Genomic DNA, 18,774 nt, shown 5'->3' with positions numbered 1-18,774 from the left:
CAGCCTAGCGAGTGGACAGGTGCGTGTGGATGTTCTGAGCGAGCACGGGACCGATTCCCTGGACTTCTTCGATCTGCCCGGGCTCGGCGGCACGGAGAGCGGTGACCGACCCGAAGTGCTTGAGCAGCACCTTGATGCGAGAGGCACCGAGCCCCGGCACTTCGGCGAGCACTGAGCCTATGTCGTTGCGCCGCTTCTTCCGCTGATGCGTGATCGCGAACCGGTGCGCCTCATCGCGCAGGCGCTGCAGCAGGTACAGGGCTTCGCTCGTGCGCGGCAGGATCACGGGGAAGTCCTCGCCGGGAAGCCAGACCTCTTCGAGGCGTTTGGCGATGCCGCAGACCGCGATCTCGGTGTGTCCGGCGTCGCGGAGCGCTCGGGCCGCGGCCTCCACCTGCGGCTGCCCTCCATCGACGAGGAGCAGCTGCGGCGGGTAGGCGAATCGGGGCTTGCGTCGCACCGTCGCCTCCCCGACGTCTTCCGCGACGACCTCGTCGGTCGTCGGATCGATGGTCTCGGGCTCTTCGGGACGGTCGAGGTAGGCCAGCCGGCGACGGAGCACCTGGTACATGGAGTCGGTGTCGTCGGTCGTCTCAGCGATGTTGAACGACCGGTACTGGTCTTTGCGGGGAAGCCCGTCCTCGAACACCACCATCGAGGCGACGACATTGGTGCCGCCGAGGTGCGAGATGTCGAAGCACTCGACGCGCAGGGGCGCTTCGTCCATGCCGAGCGCTTCCTGCAGATCGGTCAGCGCCTGGGTTCGAGCGACGTAGTCGGTCGTGCGTCGCGTCTTGTGCCGGATCAGCGCCTGTTGTGCGTTCAGTGTGGCGGTACGCATGAGGTCGGCACGCTGACCGCGCTGGGCGACCGCGATCTCGACCTTCTTGCCACGTCGCTCTCGCAACCACACCTCGAGCTCCGCTGCATCATCGGGCAGCGTCGGAACCAGGATGCGACGCGGAACATCCTGTGCCTCGCCGTATGCCTGCTGCAGCACCTGCTCGACGAGCTCGCCGCTGGAGATGTCGATCTCCTTCTCGATCGTCAGGGCGCGCACACCGCGGACCCTGCCGCCACGGATCACGAAATGCTGCACAGCTGCGGCCAGCTCGTCTTCGGCGATCCCGAACAGATCGGCATCCTCGTCGCTGGGAAGGACGAGTGCGCTCTTGCCCAGCACGGCTTCGATCGCCGACAGCTTGTCGCGGTACTTGGCCGCCGCTTCGTAGTCCATCGCCGCTGATGCTGCCAGCATCCGTTTCGTGAGCTCGCGGGTGAAGCGCTCGTCTCCGCCGGCCATGAAGGCGACGAAGTCGTCGACCATGGCGCGGTGCTCCTCGATGCTCACCGTCATCGAGCACGGGCCCCCGCACTTGCCGATCTGCCCCGGGAAGCACGGACGGCCCGTCTGCATGGCCCGACGGTAGCTGGAGTCGCTGCACGTGCGGATCGGGAACGCCTTGATCATCAGATCGATGGTCTCGTGCACCGCCCAGACCTTCGGGAACGGACCGAAGTACCGCGCGCCGGGGATCCTGCGGTTGCGGGTGACGATCACGCGCGGCGCCTCGTCGGCAAGGGTCACCGCCATGAACGGGTAGGACTTGTCGTCCTTGTACCTCACGTTGAAGGGCGGATCGAACTCCTTGATCCACATGTACTCGAGCTGCAGCGAGTCGACATCGGTCGAGACCACCGTCCACTCGACGGACGAGGCGGTGGTGACCATGCGACGGGTGCGTTCGTGCAACGTGCGCAACGGTGCGAAGTAGTTCGACAGGCGTTGACGCAGATTCTTCGCCTTGCCCACGTAGAGCACTCGGCCCGCGGAATCACGGAAGCGATACACGCCGGGGTCGGTGGGGATCTCCCCCGGCCGCGGCTTGTAGGGCAGCACGTCGGCCATCAGCTGGCCTTCCGCGCGGAGCGCCCCTCACCCAGGATCTCGCCGAGGAACAGCCCGGTGTGGCTCGCCTCGACGCGGGCGATCTGCTCAGGGGTGCCGGTGGCGACGATCTGACCGCCGCCGGAGCCCCCCTCGGGACCGAGGTCGATCACCCAGTCGGCCGACTTGATCACGTCGAGGTTGTGCTCGATGACGATCACCGTGTTGCCCTTGTCGACCAGACCGTTGAGTACCTCGAGGAGCTTGCGGACGTCTTCGAAGTGCAGGCCCGTGGTCGGCTCGTCGAGCACGTAGATGCTGCGCCCGTTGCTGCGGCGCTGGAGCTCGGTCGCCAGCTTGACGCGCTGCGCCTCGCCACCGGAGAGCGTCGTCGCCGACTGGCCGAGTCGCACGTAGCCGAGCCCGACATCGACGAGCGTCTTCATGTAACGGTGGATCGCCTGGATGGGCTCGAAGAATTCGGCCGCCTCCTCGATCGGCATCTCGAGGACCTCGGCGATGTTCTTGCCCTTGTAGTGCACAGCGAGCGTGTCGCGGTTGTAGCGCTTGCCGTGGCAGACCTCGCAGTCCACGTAGACGTCGGGCAGGAAGTTCATCTCGATCTTGATAGTGCCGTCGCCCGAGCATGCCTCGCAGCGGCCGCCCTTGACGTTGAAGCTGAAACGACCGGGCTGGTAACCACGGACCTTCGCCTCCGGCGTCTCGCTGAAGAGTGTGCGGATGCGGTCGAACACACCGGTGTAGGTCGCCGGGTTCGATCGCGGGGTGCGGCCGATCGGCGCCTGATCGACGTGCACGACCTTGTCGAGGTTGTCGAGCCCCGTCACCCGCGTGTGCTTGCCGGGAACCGTGCGGGCACCGTTCAACCGCGAGGCCAGTACCTGGTACAGGATGTCGTTGACGAGTGATGACTTGCCGGAACCGCTGACCCCGGTGACCGCGGTCAGGACGCCGAGCGGGAAGTCGGCTGTGACGTTGCGTAGGTTGTTCGCACGGGCCCCGACGACGCTCAGCATCCGCTTCTTGTCGATCTTGCGGCGCTTCGTCGGCATCGGGATCTCACGGCGCCCGGAGAGGTACTCCCCCGTCATCGACGCACTGTCGTTGAGCAACGCCGAATACGGACCCGAGTGCACGACCTCGCCGCCGTTGACCCCGGCGCCGGGGCCGATGTCGACGACCCAGTCCGCGGCTTCGATGGTCTCTTCATCGTGCTCCACCACGATCAGCGTGTTGCCGAGGTCGCGCAGGGTGAGCAGGGTCTCGATCAGGCGCCGGTTGTCACGCTGGTGCAGACCGATCGACGGCTCGTCGAGCACGTAGAGCACACCGGTCAGACCGGAGCCGATCTGCGTCGCCAGACGGATGCGCTGCGCCTCTCCACCCGAGAGGGAGCCTGCCGAGCGGCTGAGGTTGAGGTAGGACAGGCCGACCTGCAGCAGGAAGTCGAGACGGAGCCGGATCTCTCGGAGCACCTGCGCCGCGATCTTCGCTTCACGGTCGGTGAGTGTGAGGGTCTCCATGAAGGCGCGCGCATCGGCGAGACTGAGATGCGAGACCTCGGCGATCGAGTGGCCGTGCACCTGCACGGCCAGGACCTCGGGCTTGAGGCGGTTGCCGTCGCACACGGGACACGGCACCTCGCGGAGGTACTCGCCCCAGCGGTTGCGCTGGTTGTCGGATTCGGCCTGCAGGTACTGCCGCTCGATGTACGGAACCACACCCTCGAACCCGGACGTGTACCGCATCTCGCGGCCGTAGCGGTTCTTCCACTTGACGGACACCTTGTAGTTCTCGCCGCGCAGAACGGCGTTCTGCACGTCGGAGTGCAGCTCGCGCCAGGGCGTGTCCAACGAGAAGTCGAGGTCGTTCGAGAGCCCTTCGAGCAGACGCTCGTAGTACTGGAACAGCCCCTTTCCCTGGGTCGTCCAGGGGATGATGACGCCCTCGCGGATCGAGAGGTCTTCGTCACCGAGCATCAGATCGACGTCGACGGACATGCGCGTGCCGAGCCCGGAACAGGCGGGGCAGGCGCCGAACGGCGCGTTGAACGAGAACGTGCGCGGCTCGATCTCGGTGAGCGTGAGGGCGTGTCCGTTCGGGCAGGCCAGCTTCTCGGAGAAGGTCTGCCATGCGTCGTCGCCCTCGCCGTCGACGTAGTTGATCTGCACCACGCCGCCCGCGAGCCCGAGCGCGGTCTCGACCGAATCGGTGACACGACCGAGGATGTCGTCGGAAGCGACCAGACGATCGACCACCACCGCGATGTCGTGCTTGTAGCTCTTCTTCAGCGTGGGCGGCTCGGCGAGCTGGATGAGGTCGCCGTCGACGATGGCCCGCGAGTAGCCCTTGGCGCCGAGCTCGCGGAACAGGTCGACGAACTCGCCCTTCTTCTGCGACACGATCGGCGCGACCACCTGGTAGCGCGTGCGCTCGGGGAGCTCCATCAGCTGATCGGCGATCTGCTGCACCGTCTGACGCTGGATGCGCTCACCGCATTCGGGACAGTGCGGAATACCGATGCGCGCCCAGAGCAGACGCATGTAGTCGTAGATCTCAGTGATCGTGCCGACGGTGGACCGCGGGTTGCGGTTGGTCGACTTCTGGTCGATCGAGACGGCAGGGCTGAGGCCCTCGATGAAATCGACGTCCGGCCTGTCGACCTGGCCGAGGAACTGGCGCGCGTACGCGCTCAGCGATTCGACGTAGCGACGCTGCCCCTCGGCGAAGATCGTGTCGAACGCGAGGCTGGACTTTCCCGACCCGGACAGGCCGGTGAACACGACGAGGGAGTCGCGGGGAATGTCGATGTCGACGTTCTTGAGGTTGTGGACGCGGGCACCGCGGACACTGAGTTTTCCGGAGGAGGCAACGGGGACGATGGGCACCGGACAAGTCTACGAGGGGCCACGGACATTGGCTCCGTGAGGACTCTCGGCGACCGATTCCTCTCCCGCCGACGGTGCCTTCCTCCGCGGTGCATCCGAGCTCCGGACGGCCCGCAGCGCCAGCACCACACCCAGCACGAGCGCCGCTGCCGCGAGTGGGGCGAAAGGGGTGATGCCGTGATCGACGTCCGAAGGCGCCAGCAGCCAGACCGCGAGGACGACGGGCTGCGCCAGCAACTGGATGACGAGGAAGCGCGCGAGGCTCGGGCCCAGCACGGCGAGGGCGACACGCGAGGTGTTCGGGATCACGAGACTCAACGATGCGAGCATGTGGATCGCGGGAACGACCAGGACGGCGAGGGCCGTTCGTCCCGGATCCGGTTCGTTCAGGATGACGCCGAACGCCAGGCATGCCGCCGCGAGCCACGCCGCCAAGGACCGCGGGATCACGACCGCGAGGAAGGCGGCGATCACCGCCACACCCTGCCACAACGGGAAAGGAACGAGCACGACCGCCCCTCCCCACACGATCGCGACGAGCAGGAGTCGGACGGCGATCCCCGGAACAGCCGCCCGCACCCGGAACGAACGCAGGCCGCGCTTCATCGCCGCACCGTCCGCATCCGCTGCTGACGAAGAGCCGCGAGCCGCATCGCGACGTCGACGTCGGGATCCGTCCAGGCGACGACCTCGACGCCTGCATGCCGCAGCTCGACGAGGATGTCGACGCGTTCCGCGAGCAGGGTCCGCAGCGCGATGCGCTGCTCTCGGGTGAGTCGGCTCTCGTCAGGGGCAGGGAGGACGTCGACGGCGACCACGGCGTGACCCGCCGCTCGCCACCGGGTGGCGAGCTGCGCGGCGACGCCGTCGAAGAACGTGGAGAGCACGAAGACGATGGAGCCGGCCGGTACCACCGGTGACCGGCGGTACCGGGAGTCCTCGTCGCTCTGACCGGTCGCCGCGATCATGTCACGCAGACGCGCGAGGTGGCGCGGGCCGCCGCCGGATGGGAGGCTGCGTCCTCCGGCGGACAGCGCGTGATATGCGACCCGATCGCCGACTCCGACCGCCGCGGTCGCGATGGACAGTGCCGCCTCCCGCGCGAGATCCAGCGAGGTGACGCCTGCCCGGTCGGCATCGTCCGATCCCCAGGAGGCGACGACGGTCCCGAGATCCTCTGCCGTGTCGACCGCGATCACCACCGAGGAATCGCTGAGAGTGGCCGTGCGTCGCACGAGGAGTTCGCCCGGTCGACGGGCGGCACGCGCGGTCGCCCGCCAGTCGACACGGCGCAGCTCGTCTCCGGGGGCGAACGGATGGATGTCGCGGAAGTCGCCGCCCTGGCCGGGGCGCGATCCTTCGTGGGCACCGTGCAGTCCCGTCAAGCGCGGGGCGACGGGCAGACGGCCGATCCGGAGATGCCGCGGCGGCGTGTTCCACTCCAGCGCGACTCGAGGAGCGGACTCCGTGACCCACGCGCCGTCGAGTGCGGCCCCGCGGACCGTCACTCCCAGCAACTCCACCGGACCGGAGTGCTGCAGGCTGTTGCGCGACGCGAGGACGGAGCGCCCTGGCTTCACGTCAGCGACCCCTGACCGCTGCTCCTGCTGATCGACCGCGATCTGGAGCCAGTCGCCGTCGAGGTCCGCGTCCACCACAGCCATGACCTCCGATGAGGCGTCCGAGCCGCCCGGACGTGCACGCAGCTCGATCGACAGCACATCGTCACCGGGTCGACGCAGCAGCATCCATGCCGTCGCGAGCGCGAGCGGAAGCCCGATGCCGATCACGTCGGGTCGCGAGAAGACGAGCCCGACAGCGGCGAGGATCGTCGAGCCGGCGAGTCCGATCGCGATCACGGGCGTCCGGCTCCACCGCACGGGGGCGCGCGCCGTGACGCGGACCGGCTCGGTCACCGCACCGCAGCCACGGTCGGCGGCACCGGCGTAGCCTCGACGACGGCCGCCACGACGGAGCGGGGATCCACCCCTTGCGCCCAGGCCTGCGGCGTCAGGGTCAGCCGGTGAGCGAGCACGGGTTCGGCGATGCGCTTGATGTCGTCCGGTCGCACGTAGTCCCGACCGTCCAGAGCCGCGAGTGCCCGACCGAGAAGGACGAGAGCCTGCGACCCGCGCGGCGAGGCGCCGACCGCGACGTGCGCCGCATCCCGCGTGCCCCTTGTCAGCTCCACGCAGTACCTCGCGACATCGGCATCGACATGGATCCGCTCGACGGCCGCCTGGATCGCGAGGAGACCCACTCCGTCGACGACCGGATCGACGGACGCGTCGGGGCTCTGCCGGCGCACCCGGTCGAGGATGATGCGCGTCTCATCCTCCGGAACGGGGTAGCCGACGGCGAGGCGCACCATGAAGCGGTCGAGCTGCGCCTCGGGAAGCGCGTACGTGCCCTCGTACTCGATGGGGTTCGAGGTCGCGATCACGTGGAAAGGCAGTGGCAGCGCGAAACTGTTTCCCTCGACGGTGACCTGATGCTCGGCCATCGCCTCCAACATCGCCGACTGGGTCTTGGGCGTGGTGCGGTTCACCTCGTCGGCGAGGAGCAGCCCGGTGAAGATCGGGCCGGGTCGGAACACGAAGTCTCCGGTGGCCGGCGCATAGACGTAAGAGCCGGTGACATCTCCCGGGAGCATGTCCGGGGTGCACTGCAGACGTCGGAACTCGAGGCCGAGTGCACGAGCCAGGCTGCGCGCGGCCAGCGTCTTCCCCAGCCCCGGAACATCCTCGAAGAGCACATGCCCACCCGCGAGGATCGCGGCGAGGGCGATCGTGAGGGGCTCGTCCATCCCGACGACGGCGCCGCGGACGCTGTCGAGCACTCGACGCCCGGTCTCGGCGATCTGCGTGGTGTCCTGGTTGCTCATCCGGTCTCCTCCGTGTCGTTCGGGATGCGGTCGATCGCGTCGAGCACGATCTCGATGTCGGTGCTGCGCACTTCACGACGGTGCAGGGCGTCGCGCACCCCCTCGCCGAGGAGGACGTCGATGCGAGCGTGCTGCGTGGGATCGTCGAGGTCGAGTCCACGCAGGGCGAGGCGTCTTCTCAACACGCTCTGCACCCGGCGCACGACGACGTGGCCGGCGACCCCCGTACGTGTGTTGATCGCCCAGGCCAGGCGGGACACCTCCGAGCCGCGCGAGGTGCGGCTCGGCTTCTCGGGAGGCCAGACGGGCCCGACCTCGATGAACTCCTGGCGGCAGGCCAGGACCACCCCGACAACGAGGATCATCCAGGCGAGCACGAACGGCACGGGGAAACCCAGCTGACCGAGCACGAGGAGGACGACCAGAGCGACCACGGCGCCGACGCCCAGGACCAGCATCCGTCTCTTCATCGCCACCCCTCCTGGATGGCGCGGAGACACTCGGCGGCTCGGGCCCGATCACCCTCACCGGCGTCGTGGCCACCGAAGCGCACCTGTTCGTAGAGGCCCAGCAGGGCGACGACGTCGTCGGCGATCCCGGCGCGTCTGCCGACGATACGCACGGTGAACTCCGACGGGGTCTCATTGGCACCGCGACCGGCACCGGCATCCGCTGCCGACTCCTCCAGGCCCACCCACGCAGCCACGATGCTGTCGCCGGGCAGAGGCCGGCTGTCGATCGTCCGCAGCGCTTCCGCGATTCCGCGCCTGATCGTCGCATCATCCGGCTCGACGTCGGTCACGGGTGCGGTGACGGCCTGGGTATCGACGCGCGTCGCCTCCCGACGCGCGAGCGGACGGTCGCGCCAGAGGCCCACGAGATAGCGGATCAGGAGTCGGGCGCCGAAGAACACCATCGCGAGCACGGCGGCGATGACGACCGCCGCGAGGATGTAGCCGATGATGACGAGCAGCGGCGAATCCTCCGGAGGATCCAACGGCGGAGATGCGGTCTCCGCCGGCGCCGTCGGCACGACGTCATCGCCGGAGCGTTCCTCGGTGTCGGTGAACCATCCTCCGAACTGCGGAAGGCCCTGCGTCGCCGCAGCGAACATGATCGTCGCGAAGAAGCCGGCTATCACGATCAGCGGGAGCAGAAGCCACCGCGGCTTCTCCGTCCCGGCACGCTCCCGCACCGGGACCGAGGGCTCGGAGCGCGACATGCCTCCACCCTAGGGGGCTGATCCCCCACGTCGCGGTCATCGCCTCCGGTGGCGCGATGCGTGGATGCCGCGTCAGCCGAGGTCAGGACGACGGCCGGCGAACGGGCCGAGACCGTCGCGGAGCGCCGCGATCTCGTCGACTCCCATGCCCACCGCCGCCATGACCTGATGCGGAACGTCCACCGCCCGGTCGCGCAGCGCCGCGCCTGCCGGCGTGAGCGTGATCTCCAGGCGTCGCTCATCCTCGGCGCTGCGCTGACGACCGACCAGCCCTTCCGCCTCCAACCGCTTCACGAGCGGTGAAGCGGTCGCCGGTTCCATGGCGAGGTCGATCGCCAGGTCGTTGAGGGTTCGCGGTGCCCGCTCCCACAGCGCCAGCATGACGAGGTACTGCGGGTGTGTGAGGCCCAGCGGCTCGAGGATGGGGCGGTACAGGGCGACGACGTTCCGCGCTGCAGTCACCAGGGCGAAGCAGAGCTGGTTCTCGAGCCGGAGCAGGTCATCGGATGCGGTCACAAGGGAGACTATACATCTGCACTAATAGTTAGTACACTAATGAACATGCAACAGGACTCCGACCGCCCGCCCCTCCGCACTCGCATCCGCGACGCAGGAGGGCTGTACTCCTGGGTGAACACGAACCTCATCCGGTTCGCGGGACCCGCATCGGTCGGTCCATACGAGAAGACTCCGCCCCCGAGTGCCGCGGAACGCGCCGAACGCGCCTGCCCTCTCTGCGGCGCCCCGATGACGGAGCATGAGATCGACCGCACCGGTCCGAAGACCCTGGTGCACTGCCCGTAGAAACCCCTGCTGCGGCGACGATCCCGCCTGTCGCGTCAGTTCTGCTCTGGCGACGTCGCCGACCCCGTGGACTCCCGAGCGACGTCGAGCCAGAACATGAGCGCGGTGTCGTCTTCGATGGCCCCGGCCGCCACGTCGAGCCAGCCGGAGCTCATCGTGCGCGCACCCATGACGGCACGTGCTGCGCCGGGCTCGGTGAGCAGCGCGGCACCGTTCTCGTCATCGACGCGCACCAGCAGAACGCCACCCGGACGCGCGCCGACGAGGATGCGACCGTCATCGAGGAACGCCCGGGTGCCGAACATGCGACGCTCTTCTATCTCGGTTTCCGCTCCCAGCAGTGCACGCACCCGGTCGGCGAGCTCGTTCCCCGCAGCATCCATCGGTCAGCCTCCTACGCGTGTCCGGCGCGCTCCATGGCACGGAGTTCCTTCTTGAGGTCCTGCACTTCGTCACGCAGACGCCCGGCGAGTTCGAACTTCAACTCGGCCGCTGCCGCGAGCATCTGATCGGACAGATCCTGGATCGTGGCTTCGAGCTGCTGCGCTCCCTCTGCCGCGATGCCCGTGCGGCGCAGGTTGGGGGTCGGCGACTTGCCCTTGCCTGTGGCGCGGCCTCGGCCCGACAACATCTCCGCTGTGTCTGCCCCTTCGCGGGCCAGCACCTCTGTGATGTCGGCGATGCGCTTTCGGAGCGGCTGCGGGTCGATGCCGTGCTCTTTGTTGTACGCGACCTGCTTCTCGCGGCGCCGGTCGGTCTCCTCGATCGCCTTGGTCATCGAGTCGGTCATCTTGTCGGCGTACATATGCACTTCGCCGGACACGTTTCGTGCCGCACGACCGATGGTCTGGATCAGGGAGGTACCCGAACGCAGGAAGCCTTCCTTGTCGGCGTCGAGGATCGCGACGAGGGAGACCTCGGGAAGGTCGAGGCCCTCACGCAGGAGGTTGATGCCCACGAGGACGTCGTACACGCCGGCGCGCAGTTCGCTGAGCAGCTCGACGCGACGCAGCGTGTCGACATCGGAATGCAGGTAGCGCACCCGCACGCCGTGCTCGCCCAGGAAGTCGGTGAGCTCCTCGGCCATCTTCTTGGTGAGAGTCGTGACGAGGACGCGCTCGTCACGCTCGACCCGCACCCTGATCTCTTCGAGCAGGTCGTCGATCTGCCCCTTCGACGGCTTCACCACGATCTCCGGGTCGACCAGACCGGTCGGGCGGATGATCTGCTCGACGACACCGTCAGCGATCCCCATCTCGTACTTGCCGGGGGTCGCGGACAGGTAGACGGTCTGACCGATGCGGTTCTTGAACTCGTCCCACCGCAGCGGCCGGTTGTCCATCGCGCTCGGCAGCCGGAACCCGTGGTCGACGAGCGTGCGCTTGCGAGATGCATCGCCCTCGTACATCGCACCGATCTGCGGCACGGTCACGTGCGACTCGTCGATCACCAGCAGGAAGTCGTCGGGGAAGAAGTCGAGCAGCGTGTGCGGCGGCTCTCCGGGTTCGCGTCCGTCCATGTGCCGCGAATAGTTCTCGATTCCGGAGCAGAAGCCCAGCTGCTGCAGCATCTCGAGGTCGAAGGTGGTGCGCATACGCAGACGCTGCGCCTCGAGCAGCTTGCCCTGGCGCTCGAACTCGGCCAGTCGCTCTTCCAGCTCGGCCTCGATCGTGCCGATGGAACGCTGGATGACGTCGGTTCCGGCCACGTAGTGCGAGGCCGGGAAGATCGGTACGGCGTCGAGCTTCTCGATGACCTCTCCGGTCAGCGGGTGGAGCGAGTAGAGAGCCTCGATCTCGTCGCCGAACAGCTCGATGCGGATCGCGTGCTCTTCGTAGACGGGGATGATCTCGATCGTGTCACCCCGCACCCGGAAGTTGCCGCGTGAGAAGTCGACGTCGTTGCGGTTGTACTGCATCGCGATGAACTGGCGGATGAGGGCGTCACGGTCGTAGCGCTCCCCCACCTGCAAGGCGACCATGGCGCGCAGGTACTCCTCGGGAGCGCCGAGTCCGTAGATGCAGGACACGGTCGACACGACGATCACGTCGCGACGGCTCAGCAGCGAGTTCGTCGTGGAGTGCCGCAGCCGCTCGACCTCGGAGTTGATCGATGAGTCCTTCTCGATGAAGGTGTCGGTCTGGGGCACGTAGGCCTCGGGCTGGTAGTAGTCGTAGTACGACACGAAGTACTCGACGGCGTTGTTCGGCATGAGTTCGCGGAACTCGTTCGCGAGCTGTGCGGCGAGCGTCTTGTTGTGCGCGAGCACGAGCGTCGGGCGCTGCACCTGCTCGACCAGCCACGCCGTCGTCGCGGACTTTCCGGTACCCGTCGCACCGAGCAGCACGACGTCGGTCTCCCCCGCGTTGATGCGCGCCGCCAGGTCGGCGATGGCCTTCGGCTGGTCGCCCGCGGGCTCATACTCGCTGATGACCTCGAAAGGACGGACACTGCGCGTGGGTTGCATACCTCCAGCGTATGCCGCCCCTCCGACATCGAGGCCGTCGCGAGGGATCCGTCCAGGTTCAGATCGACGGTCGGGTCCACACATAGGGTGTCGTCGTCGACACCTTCAGGAACCCCGACCGCTCCAGGATGGGTCGGGAGAACTCCGTCGAGTCCGATTGGAGATACCGGATGCCGCGCGAGAGGGCCGACCGCGCCCGCTCGGCCGTGAGCGCGCGGTAGATCCCCCGCCCCCGCCACTCCGGAAGCGTCGCGCCGCCCCAGAGTCCCGCGAACTCCGTGCCGGCCACCGGTTCGAGACGCCCCGCACTGACCACCACGTCGTCGACGAGGGCGATCCACAGCTCGGTCGAGGCATCCTCGTGCAGACGGACGATGAGCGACTCCGCCCTCGAACGCCAATCCGGATCATCGAACACGAGTCCCTGCATCTCGCCCGCCGCGAGCACCTCGTCATCGGAGCGGCTCCGCCTGATCGTCACCTGCGTCGGGATGTCGACCTGCTGCGCGAGGAGCTGTGCCTCCCCGACCATGATCGACTCCGGATCCTCCGGCACGAACCCGCGGGCGATGAGGGCATCGTGGAGGCCGGGCGCCCGGTCGTGGCCACGGGTCTTCCACTCGACCTCGGTGACCTCGGGGACAAGGACGAAGTGATCTGTTGCGGCATCGACCAGCAGGGCGACGCCATCGGCATCCAGGTCGCCGAGTCCGGCATATGTGATGAATCCGCGTCCGCCGGGGAACGTCGCCAGCAGGAGCGGTCCGTGCTCGACCGTGCTCGAGGCGTCCGAGACCTCCGGGGTCGTGCGGAGCTGCGCGTCGTACGCGTCGAGATACTGCTGCTGCATGACGAGGTCCTCTCAGGACGGCGGCTGCCCGGTGGGTGCGCCGCGCAACGCCGAGACTGCGGCGAGAGCGGCCGCCGCGCACATCGCGACGATCACGGCGACGAACCATCCCCAGCTCGCGGCCCCGAACACGAGGCCGAGCATCCATCCGAACAGGCTCGATCCCGCGTAGTAGGCGAAGTAGTACAGCGACGACGCTTGCGCCCGACTGGCGGGACCGGCCGCGACCGGCGTCCATCCGGAGGCGATGGCATGGGCACCGAAGAACCCGGCGGTGAAGAGCACGAGCCCGAGCAGCACGATCGCCGCCACCGGCACCAGAAGCAGACCGGCGCCCGCGGCCATCACACCGATCGAGGCGAGCAGCACGGGAAAGCGTCCGATCCGCGAGGCGAGCGCCCCGGCCCAGGGAGACGAGACCGTGCCGGCCAGGTAGGCCAGGAACAGCAGTGTGACCACCCAGGCGGGCAGGACGAACGGCTCGGCAGAGAGATGGAAACCGAGGTAGTTGTAGACCGCGACGAAGGCCCCCATCAGCAGGAAGCCCTGCGCGTACAGCGCCCACTGCAATGGCGAGCGCAACGGCGCGCGCAGCTTCTCCAGGATGCCGGGCCCGCGATCGGCGCGCAGACGACCGGGAACGAAACCCCTGGCGCGCGGCGTGAGCCAGAGGAAGAGCGCGGCCGCCGCCGCGCACATCACGGCGACAGACAGGATGCCGGCGCGCCACCCGCCCACCTCCCCGACGATCCCCGAGCCGATGCGACCGAGAAGCCCGCCGACCGTGGTGCCGGCGATGTAGCTTCCCGCGGCCGCGGCGGCGTGGGTGACCTCGACCTCCTCGCTGAGATACGCGAGAGCCACAGCCGGCACTGCTCCGAGGGCCACCCCTTCCGCGAACCGCAGGACGAGAAGCGTGGCGATCTCCCCGCTCAGTGGCGCAGTGAGTCCGAACACCGTCGCCGTGAGCACGCCCGTGGCCATGGCAGGCACGCGACCGATGCGATCGGCGACCATCGACCAGGGGATGACGGCCAGCGCCAGCCCGAGTGTCGCAGCGGAGACGCTCAGTGCCGCAGTCGCCGGGGTGACCGAGAGATCGGAGGAGATCTGCGGAAGCACGGCCTGGGCCGAATAGAGCTGTGCGAACGTCGCGATCCCCGCGAAGAACAGACCGACGATGAGACGCCGATACTCGCGGGAGCCCGGCGCGTGACCGGAGAAGGTCACTGCGCGCTGATCCGCTCCCAGAGGGAATCCGTCTGCTCGCGCGTGCGCTCGAGAGTGTCGGACGTGTCGATGACGACGTCGGCGATCGCGAGACGGCGTTCATCGGAGACCTGAGCGTCGATGCGATCCTGCGCCGCGCGCTCGTCCATGCCGCGCAGTTCGACGAGTCGCTGTCGACGTACAGGGGCCGGGGCATGTGCGACCACGATGAGGTCCCAGGGATCGTCCACGCGCGCTTCCACCAGAAGAGGCACGTCGTAGACGACGACAGCGTGTGCATCGTCGGCGAGAGCTGCGTCGAAACGACGCTGCGACTCTTCGCGCACGGCCGGATGCACGATCGCGTTCAACTGCGCGAGGAGGTCGGCATCGCCGAACACCCTCGCCCCCAGCCTCGCCCTGTCGAGGGAGCCGTCCGGCGCGATGACACCGGCGCCGAAGGTCTCGGCGATCCGCCCGAGCACCGGCGATCCGGGCGACTGCACGTCGCGCACGATCTGATCCGCGTCGACGATGAGGGCGCCGTGCTCCGCCAGACGCCGGGCGATGGTCGACTTCCCGGAGGCGATGCCGCCGGTGAGCGCGATGAGGGGCATGCCGCCAGTCTAGGGTTCGCGGCGGCCGCTCTCACCTCGCGAGCAGCTGACGCCGCGAACTGATCACGCCCGTGTCGAAGCCCGCCAGATGCAGGCCGCCATGGAACCGTGCGTGCTCGATCTTGATGCACCGGTCCATGACCACCGAGAGACCTGCGCCCTCCGCGATCGCCGCCGCGTCCTCATTCCAGGAGCCCAGCTGCAGCCACAGCGTCTGCGCGCCCGCCTCGATCGCCTCCTGCGCGACGCCGGGAAGGTCGTCATGCCGTCGGAACACGTCCACGATGTCGGGAATCACGGGGAGGTCGCTCAGCGTCGCATACACGGGCTGTCCGAGGATCTCGGTCTCTCGCGGGTTCACGAGGTAGACGTCGTATGCCGTGCTGGAGAGCAGGTACGTCGCCACGAAGTACGACGCGCGCGCCGGGTTGTTCGAAGCGCCGACGATCGCGATCGACTTCGCGCGTCGCAGCAGACCGAAGCGCTCCTGCTGGCTCGGCCCGATCCAGGTCCGCCCGGGAACGGTCGCCGTCGTTCCGGGCAGCGCACAGGCCACAGCATCCGTGGCGGCGGGCAGCGCGCACGCATCGCCCGAAGTCGTCACGCTCATCGCTTCGCTCCTGTCGCCGTGGTGAGGGCCTGGTCGAGGTCCCAGATGATGTCGTCGGCGTCTTCCAGTCCGACCGATATGCGGATCAGATCTGCACGCACGCCTGCAGCGGTGAGCTGCTCCTCGGTGAGCTGGCGATGCGTCGTCGATGCCGGATGGATGACCAGGGTGCGGGCATCCCCGATGTTCGCGAGGTGGGACGCCAGCTGCAGGTTCTCGATCAGCGTCTCCCCCGCCGCCCGCCCATCTTCGGACTCGACGCCGAACGCGAACACCGAACCGGGTCCGAGCGGCAGGTACTTCGCCGCGCGCTCATGGTGCGGGTGTCCTTCGAGACCTGCCCAGGTCACGTAGGCGACTCGCGGGTCGGAGGCGAGCCAGTCGGCGACGACTCGGGCGTTCGCGAGATGCGCGTCGATGCGCTGCGGAAGGGTCTCGATGCCCTGGAGCAGATTGAACGCCGACTGCGGGCTGAGCGCGGGGCCGATGTCGCGCAGCTGCTCGGATCGGAGCTTGGTGAGGAAGCCGTACTCGCCGAAGTTGTCCCACCACCTGATGCCGCCGTACGAGTCCACGGGTTCGGTCATCTGCGGGAACTTGCCGTTGCCCCAGTCGAACGTGCCCTTCTCGATGACGACGCCGCCGAGTGTCGTTCCATGTCCGCCGAGGAACTTCGTCACGGAGTGGATCACGATGTCCGCGCCGTGCTCGAGAGGGCGCGCGAGATAGGGCGTCGCCAGCGTCGCATCGACCACGAGGGGTACCCCGGCTGCGTGGGCGACGGCCGCCAAACCTTCGATGTCGGCGATCTCGCCGGAGGGGTTGCCGATCATCTCGACGTAGACGACCTTCGTCTCCGGGCGGATCGCGGCGGCGAAGTCGGCGGGATCCGTCGAGGCGACGAACGTGGTCTCCACGCCGAAGCGCCGCAGCGTCACGTCCAGCTGGGTGACCGTGCCGCCATAGAGCTGCGCGGCGGCGACGACGTGGTCGCCCGTGCCGACGAGGGCCGCGAACGTGATGAACTCGGCACTCATCCCCGATGCGGTGGCGACAGCGCCGATGCCACCTTCGAGCGAGGCCAGACGCTCCTCGAGAGCGGCGACCGTGGGGTTGCCGATCCGGGAGTAGATGTTGCCGTACTTCTGCAACGCGAAGAGGTTGCCGGCATCCGCCGCATCGTCGAACACGAACGATGTCGTCTGATAGATCGGCACCGCACGCGCGCCGGTCGAGGCGTCTGGCGTTCCGCCGGCGTGCAGTGCCCTGGTGCGGAACCCGAAGCGATGTTCTTCCGTCATGATGTCCTCAGTTCAGCGGTGGCGAGAGTTCAGCGGTGGCGAGCACGCCGGCGATGTCGTCGACGGCCCAGGGGTTCTGCAGCGAGGTCGTGTCTCCGAGCGGCGGGGCATCCCGACCGGCTCTGCGGTCCTGCTCGGCTTCCCACAACTGCGCCAGGAGGCGACGCACGATCTTGCCCGAGCGGGTCTTGGGCAGGTCCGTTACGACCACGATGTGCTTCGGCTTGGCGACGGGGCCGATCGACTGCGCGACCTGTGCGCGCAGGTCTGCCGGAGTCACGTCGGCGCGGCCCGACGGCGTGACGAACGCCACCACGGCCTGCCCGGTGATCGGGTCGAAAACTCCTGCAGAGCCGGCTTCACCGACGGTGTCATGCGCGACGAGGGCCGACTCGATCTCGATGGTGGAGAGTCGATGTCCGGAGACGTTGACGACGTCATCGAGTCGGCCGAGGATCCAGACGTACCCATCGGCGTCTCGCGTCGCACCGTCTCCGGCGACGTAGAAGCCGCCGTACTCGCCCTGACCGGCATACGCCGACCAGTAGGCGTCGCGATAGCGCTTCGGGTCGCCCCACACAGTGCGGGCCATTCCGGGCCACGGGCGACGGACGACGAGCGTTCCGGAGCGCCCCGGTTCGACCTCGCGTCCGTCGGCGTCGACCACGGCGACGTCGATCCCCGGCAGCGGCACCGAGGCCGAGCCGGGCTTGAGGCGCGTGACCCCGGGCAGCGGCGCGATCATCGCGGCGCCGGTCTCGGACTGCCACCAGGTGTCGATCACCGGCAGTTCCTCACGACCGAAGTTCCGTCGGAACCACACCCAGGCCTCGGGGTTGATCGCCTCGCCGACGGTGCCGAGCAGCCGAAGGGTCGAGAGATCGTGGCCGACGGGGAGCCGCGGGCCGAACCAGGTCATGAACGTCCGGATCAACGTGGGGGCCGTGTAGTACACGGTCACCCCGTAGCGCTCGATGATCTCGAGGTGGCGCTCACGATGCGGGGAATCCGGCGTCCCCTCGTAGATGACCTGCGTGAGGCCATTCGAGAGCGGTCCGTAGATCTCGTAGGTGTGCGCGGTGACCCAGGCGAGGTCTGCAGTGCACCAGTGCACGTCGTCGGGCTTCGCGTCGAAGTGCGCCCAGTGCGCCCAGCTCGCCTGCGTGAGATAGCCGCCGGAGGTGTGCACGAGGCCCTTGGGCTTTCCCGTGGTGCCCGAGGTGTAGATGATGAAGAGCGGATGCTCGGCGTCGAACGGCTGAGCGTCGTGCACGGGCGATGCGGTGTCGACGACGTCGTGCCACCAGACATCGCGCCCATCCGTCCACGGCACGTCCTGGCCCGTGCGCCGGAGCACCAGCACGTGTTCGAGGGCGGGAAGACCGGACGCGGCGATATCGGCCGTCGACTTGACCTCGGTCGCGGTGCCGCGTCGGTACTGACCGTCACTCGTGACCAGGAGCTTCGCACCGGTGTCCTCGAGGCGGAACCGCACAGCCTCGGCGGAGAAACCCCCGAACACCAGTGAGTGCACGGCACCGATCCGCGCGCAGGCGAGCGTGATCACGATCGTCTCGACGAGCACAGGTAGGTAGATCACGACACGGTCGCCCGCCTCGACGCCGAGCGCCACGAGGGCGTTGGCGGCGCGGGACACGCGCTGCTGCAGGTCGGAGTACGTCACCGCGACACGGTCCCCCGGCTCCCCCTCGAAGTGCAGGGCGATCTTGTCTCCTCTGCCGGCCTCGACGTGCCGGTCGACGCAGTTGACGGCCACGTTGAGCGTGCCGCCGGTGAACCAGCGCGCCGCGGGAACGGCGTCTCCGATCGGCGGCTCCCATTCGTGTGCGGTGTGCCAGGACTCCGACCAGTCGAGGCGTCGAGCCGCATCCTCCCAGAAGGCGACGGGGTCAGCCGCGGCGCGAGCGTACGCCTCCGCCGTCACGTTCGCCTGCGGGAAGTCGTTCGACGGCTCGTAGACACGTGCCTCCTGCAACCGGACCTCGGTCATGC

17 protein-coding genes are annotated in these 18,774 nt (G+C 68.2%); 1 reads left to right on the top strand and 16 read right to left on the bottom strand.

The window, feature by feature from the left end; translation table 11 throughout:
• Positions 1 to 4: 4 nt before the first annotated feature.
• The 8 genes from uvrC to ACIQLD_RS00660 all read right to left on the bottom strand — a co-directional run bounded on the left by uvrC (position 5) and on the right by ACIQLD_RS00660 (position 9,419).
• Positions 5 to 1,909: an excinuclease ABC subunit UvrC gene (uvrC, locus tag ACIQLD_RS00695; RefSeq protein ID WP_402603897.1), complete on the bottom strand. Its 1,905-nt coding sequence runs from the start codon at positions 1,907 to 1,909 to the stop codon at positions 5 to 7.
• Positions 1,909 to 4,797, bottom strand: a complete 2,889-nt coding sequence (gene uvrA / locus ACIQLD_RS00690; protein ID WP_402603894.1) for an excinuclease ABC subunit UvrA — start codon at positions 4,795 to 4,797, stop codon at positions 1,909 to 1,911. Before uvrA ends, uvrC begins: the two co-directional genes overlap by 1 nt.
• A 9-nt stretch (positions 4,798 to 4,806) precedes the next feature.
• Complete coding sequence (locus ACIQLD_RS00685; protein ID WP_402603892.1) at positions 4,807 to 5,403, bottom strand: hypothetical protein; 597 nt, start codon at positions 5,401 to 5,403, stop codon at positions 4,807 to 4,809.
• Positions 5,400 to 6,713, bottom strand: coding sequence for a DUF58 domain-containing protein (locus ACIQLD_RS00680; protein ID WP_402603890.1), 1,314 nt, complete (start codon positions 6,711 to 6,713; stop codon positions 5,400 to 5,402). Before ACIQLD_RS00680 ends, ACIQLD_RS00685 begins: the two co-directional genes overlap by 4 nt.
• Positions 6,710 to 7,681: an AAA family ATPase gene (locus ACIQLD_RS00675; RefSeq protein ID WP_402603888.1), complete on the bottom strand. Its 972-nt coding sequence runs from the start codon at positions 7,679 to 7,681 to the stop codon at positions 6,710 to 6,712. The genes ACIQLD_RS00680 and ACIQLD_RS00675 overlap by 4 nt, the downstream gene beginning before the upstream one ends.
• Positions 7,678 to 8,151 (bottom strand): hypothetical protein, encoded by a 474-nt coding sequence (locus ACIQLD_RS00670; protein WP_402603886.1) that lies wholly within the window; start codon positions 8,149 to 8,151, stop codon positions 7,678 to 7,680. Before ACIQLD_RS00670 ends, ACIQLD_RS00675 begins: the two co-directional genes overlap by 4 nt.
• The gene (locus ACIQLD_RS00665; RefSeq protein WP_402603884.1) at positions 8,148 to 8,903 is read right to left on the bottom strand and encodes a DUF4129 domain-containing protein; all 756 of its coding nucleotides are present in this window, start codon (positions 8,901 to 8,903) and stop codon (positions 8,148 to 8,150) included. The genes ACIQLD_RS00670 and ACIQLD_RS00665 overlap by 4 nt, the downstream gene beginning before the upstream one ends.
• Positions 8,904 to 8,975: 72 nt before the next feature.
• The gene (locus tag ACIQLD_RS00660; protein ID WP_402603881.1) at positions 8,976 to 9,419 is read right to left on the bottom strand and encodes a MarR family winged helix-turn-helix transcriptional regulator; all 444 of its coding nucleotides are present in this window, start codon (positions 9,417 to 9,419) and stop codon (positions 8,976 to 8,978) included.
• A 45-nt stretch (positions 9,420 to 9,464) separates the two neighbouring features.
• Between ACIQLD_RS00660 and ACIQLD_RS00655 the strand changes: the two genes are divergently transcribed.
• Positions 9,465 to 9,707, top strand: a complete 243-nt coding sequence (locus ACIQLD_RS00655; RefSeq protein ID WP_402603878.1) for a hypothetical protein — start codon at positions 9,465 to 9,467, stop codon at positions 9,705 to 9,707.
• 35 nt (positions 9,708 to 9,742) lie between these two features.
• Here the strand turns inward: ACIQLD_RS00655 and ACIQLD_RS00650 are convergent, their stop codons facing one another.
• The 8 genes from ACIQLD_RS00650 to acs are packed head-to-tail and all read right to left on the bottom strand — an operon-like array spanning position 9,743 to position 18,772.
• Positions 9,743 to 10,090 carry a TfoX/Sxy family protein gene (locus ACIQLD_RS00650; protein ID WP_402603875.1) on the bottom strand — a complete coding sequence of 116 codons (348 nt, stop codon included), beginning with the start codon at positions 10,088 to 10,090 and terminating at the stop codon, positions 9,743 to 9,745.
• A gap of 11 nt (positions 10,091 to 10,101) precedes the next feature.
• The gene (gene uvrB / locus ACIQLD_RS00645; protein ID WP_402603873.1) at positions 10,102 to 12,174 is read right to left on the bottom strand and encodes an excinuclease ABC subunit UvrB; all 2,073 of its coding nucleotides are present in this window, start codon (positions 12,172 to 12,174) and stop codon (positions 10,102 to 10,104) included.
• A gap of 58 nt (positions 12,175 to 12,232) precedes the next feature.
• The gene (locus tag ACIQLD_RS00640) at positions 12,233 to 13,024 is read right to left on the bottom strand and encodes a GNAT family N-acetyltransferase (RefSeq protein ID WP_402603871.1); all 792 of its coding nucleotides are present in this window, start codon (positions 13,022 to 13,024) and stop codon (positions 12,233 to 12,235) included.
• Between the two features lie 12 nt (positions 13,025 to 13,036).
• Positions 13,037 to 14,254: an MFS transporter gene (locus tag ACIQLD_RS00635; RefSeq protein WP_402603868.1), complete on the bottom strand. Its 1,218-nt coding sequence runs from the start codon at positions 14,252 to 14,254 to the stop codon at positions 13,037 to 13,039.
• Positions 14,251 to 14,850 (bottom strand): dephospho-CoA kinase, encoded by a 600-nt coding sequence (coaE, locus tag ACIQLD_RS00630; RefSeq protein WP_402603865.1) that lies wholly within the window; start codon positions 14,848 to 14,850, stop codon positions 14,251 to 14,253. Before coaE ends, ACIQLD_RS00635 begins: the two co-directional genes overlap by 4 nt.
• A gap of 31 nt (positions 14,851 to 14,881) precedes the next feature.
• On the bottom strand, positions 14,882 to 15,460 hold the full coding sequence (locus tag ACIQLD_RS00625; RefSeq protein ID WP_402603863.1) for a CoA-binding protein: 579 nt from the start codon (positions 15,458 to 15,460) through the stop codon (positions 14,882 to 14,884).
• Positions 15,457 to 16,761, bottom strand: coding sequence for an O-acetylhomoserine aminocarboxypropyltransferase/cysteine synthase family protein (locus ACIQLD_RS00620; RefSeq protein ID WP_402603861.1), 1,305 nt, complete (start codon positions 16,759 to 16,761; stop codon positions 15,457 to 15,459). Before ACIQLD_RS00620 ends, ACIQLD_RS00625 begins: the two co-directional genes overlap by 4 nt.
• Positions 16,762 to 16,768: 7 nt before the next feature.
• A complete protein-coding gene (acs, locus tag ACIQLD_RS00615) occupies positions 16,769 to 18,772 on the bottom strand; it encodes an acetate--CoA ligase (RefSeq protein WP_402603858.1) in 2,004 nt (667 codons plus the stop codon).
• Positions 18,773 to 18,774 lie beyond the last annotated feature (2 nt).

The sequence above is a fragment of the Microbacterium sp. NPDC091662 genome (assembly GCF_044756705.1).
GTDB lineage: Bacteria > Actinomycetota > Actinomycetes > Actinomycetales > Microbacteriaceae > Microbacterium.
Note: the sequence above shows the minus strand (reverse complement) of the source record. Positions and strands in the feature narration are given on the sequence as shown.

Excerpts from the sequence above, each read along its gene's own strand:
- uvrC (WP_402603897.1), bottom strand. The coding sequence starts at position 1,909 with ATGGCCGACGTGCTGCCCTACAAGCCGCGGCCGGGGGAGATCCCCACC.
- ACIQLD_RS00685 (WP_402603892.1), bottom strand. The coding sequence starts at position 5,403 with ATGAAGCGCGGCCTGCGTTCGTTCCGGGTGCGGGCGGCTGTTCCGGGG.
- ACIQLD_RS00675 (WP_402603888.1), bottom strand. The coding sequence starts at position 7,681 with ATGAGCAACCAGGACACCACGCAGATCGCCGAGACCGGGCGTCGAGTG.
- ACIQLD_RS00670 (WP_402603886.1), bottom strand. The coding sequence starts at position 8,151 with ATGAAGAGACGGATGCTGGTCCTGGGCGTCGGCGCCGTGGTCGCTCTG.
- ACIQLD_RS00665 (WP_402603884.1), bottom strand. The coding sequence starts at position 8,903 with ATGTCGCGCTCCGAGCCCTCGGTCCCGGTGCGGGAGCGTGCCGGGACG.
- ACIQLD_RS00655 (WP_402603878.1), top strand. The coding sequence starts at position 9,465 with ATGCAACAGGACTCCGACCGCCCGCCCCTCCGCACTCGCATCCGCGAC.
- ACIQLD_RS00650 (WP_402603875.1), bottom strand. The coding sequence starts at position 10,090 with ATGGATGCTGCGGGGAACGAGCTCGCCGACCGGGTGCGTGCACTGCTG.
- uvrB (WP_402603873.1), bottom strand. The coding sequence starts at position 12,174 with ATGCAACCCACGCGCAGTGTCCGTCCTTTCGAGGTCATCAGCGAGTAT.
- ACIQLD_RS00640 (WP_402603871.1), bottom strand. The coding sequence starts at position 13,024 with ATGCAGCAGCAGTATCTCGACGCGTACGACGCGCAGCTCCGCACGACC.
- coaE (WP_402603865.1), bottom strand. The coding sequence starts at position 14,850 with ATGCCCCTCATCGCGCTCACCGGCGGCATCGCCTCCGGGAAGTCGACC.
- ACIQLD_RS00625 (WP_402603863.1), bottom strand. The coding sequence starts at position 15,460 with ATGAGCGTGACGACTTCGGGCGATGCGTGCGCGCTGCCCGCCGCCACG.
- ACIQLD_RS00620 (WP_402603861.1), bottom strand. The coding sequence starts at position 16,761 with ATGACGGAAGAACATCGCTTCGGGTTCCGCACCAGGGCACTGCACGCC.
- acs (WP_402603858.1), bottom strand. The coding sequence starts at position 18,772 with ATGACCGAGGTCCGGTTGCAGGAGGCACGTGTCTACGAGCCGTCGAAC.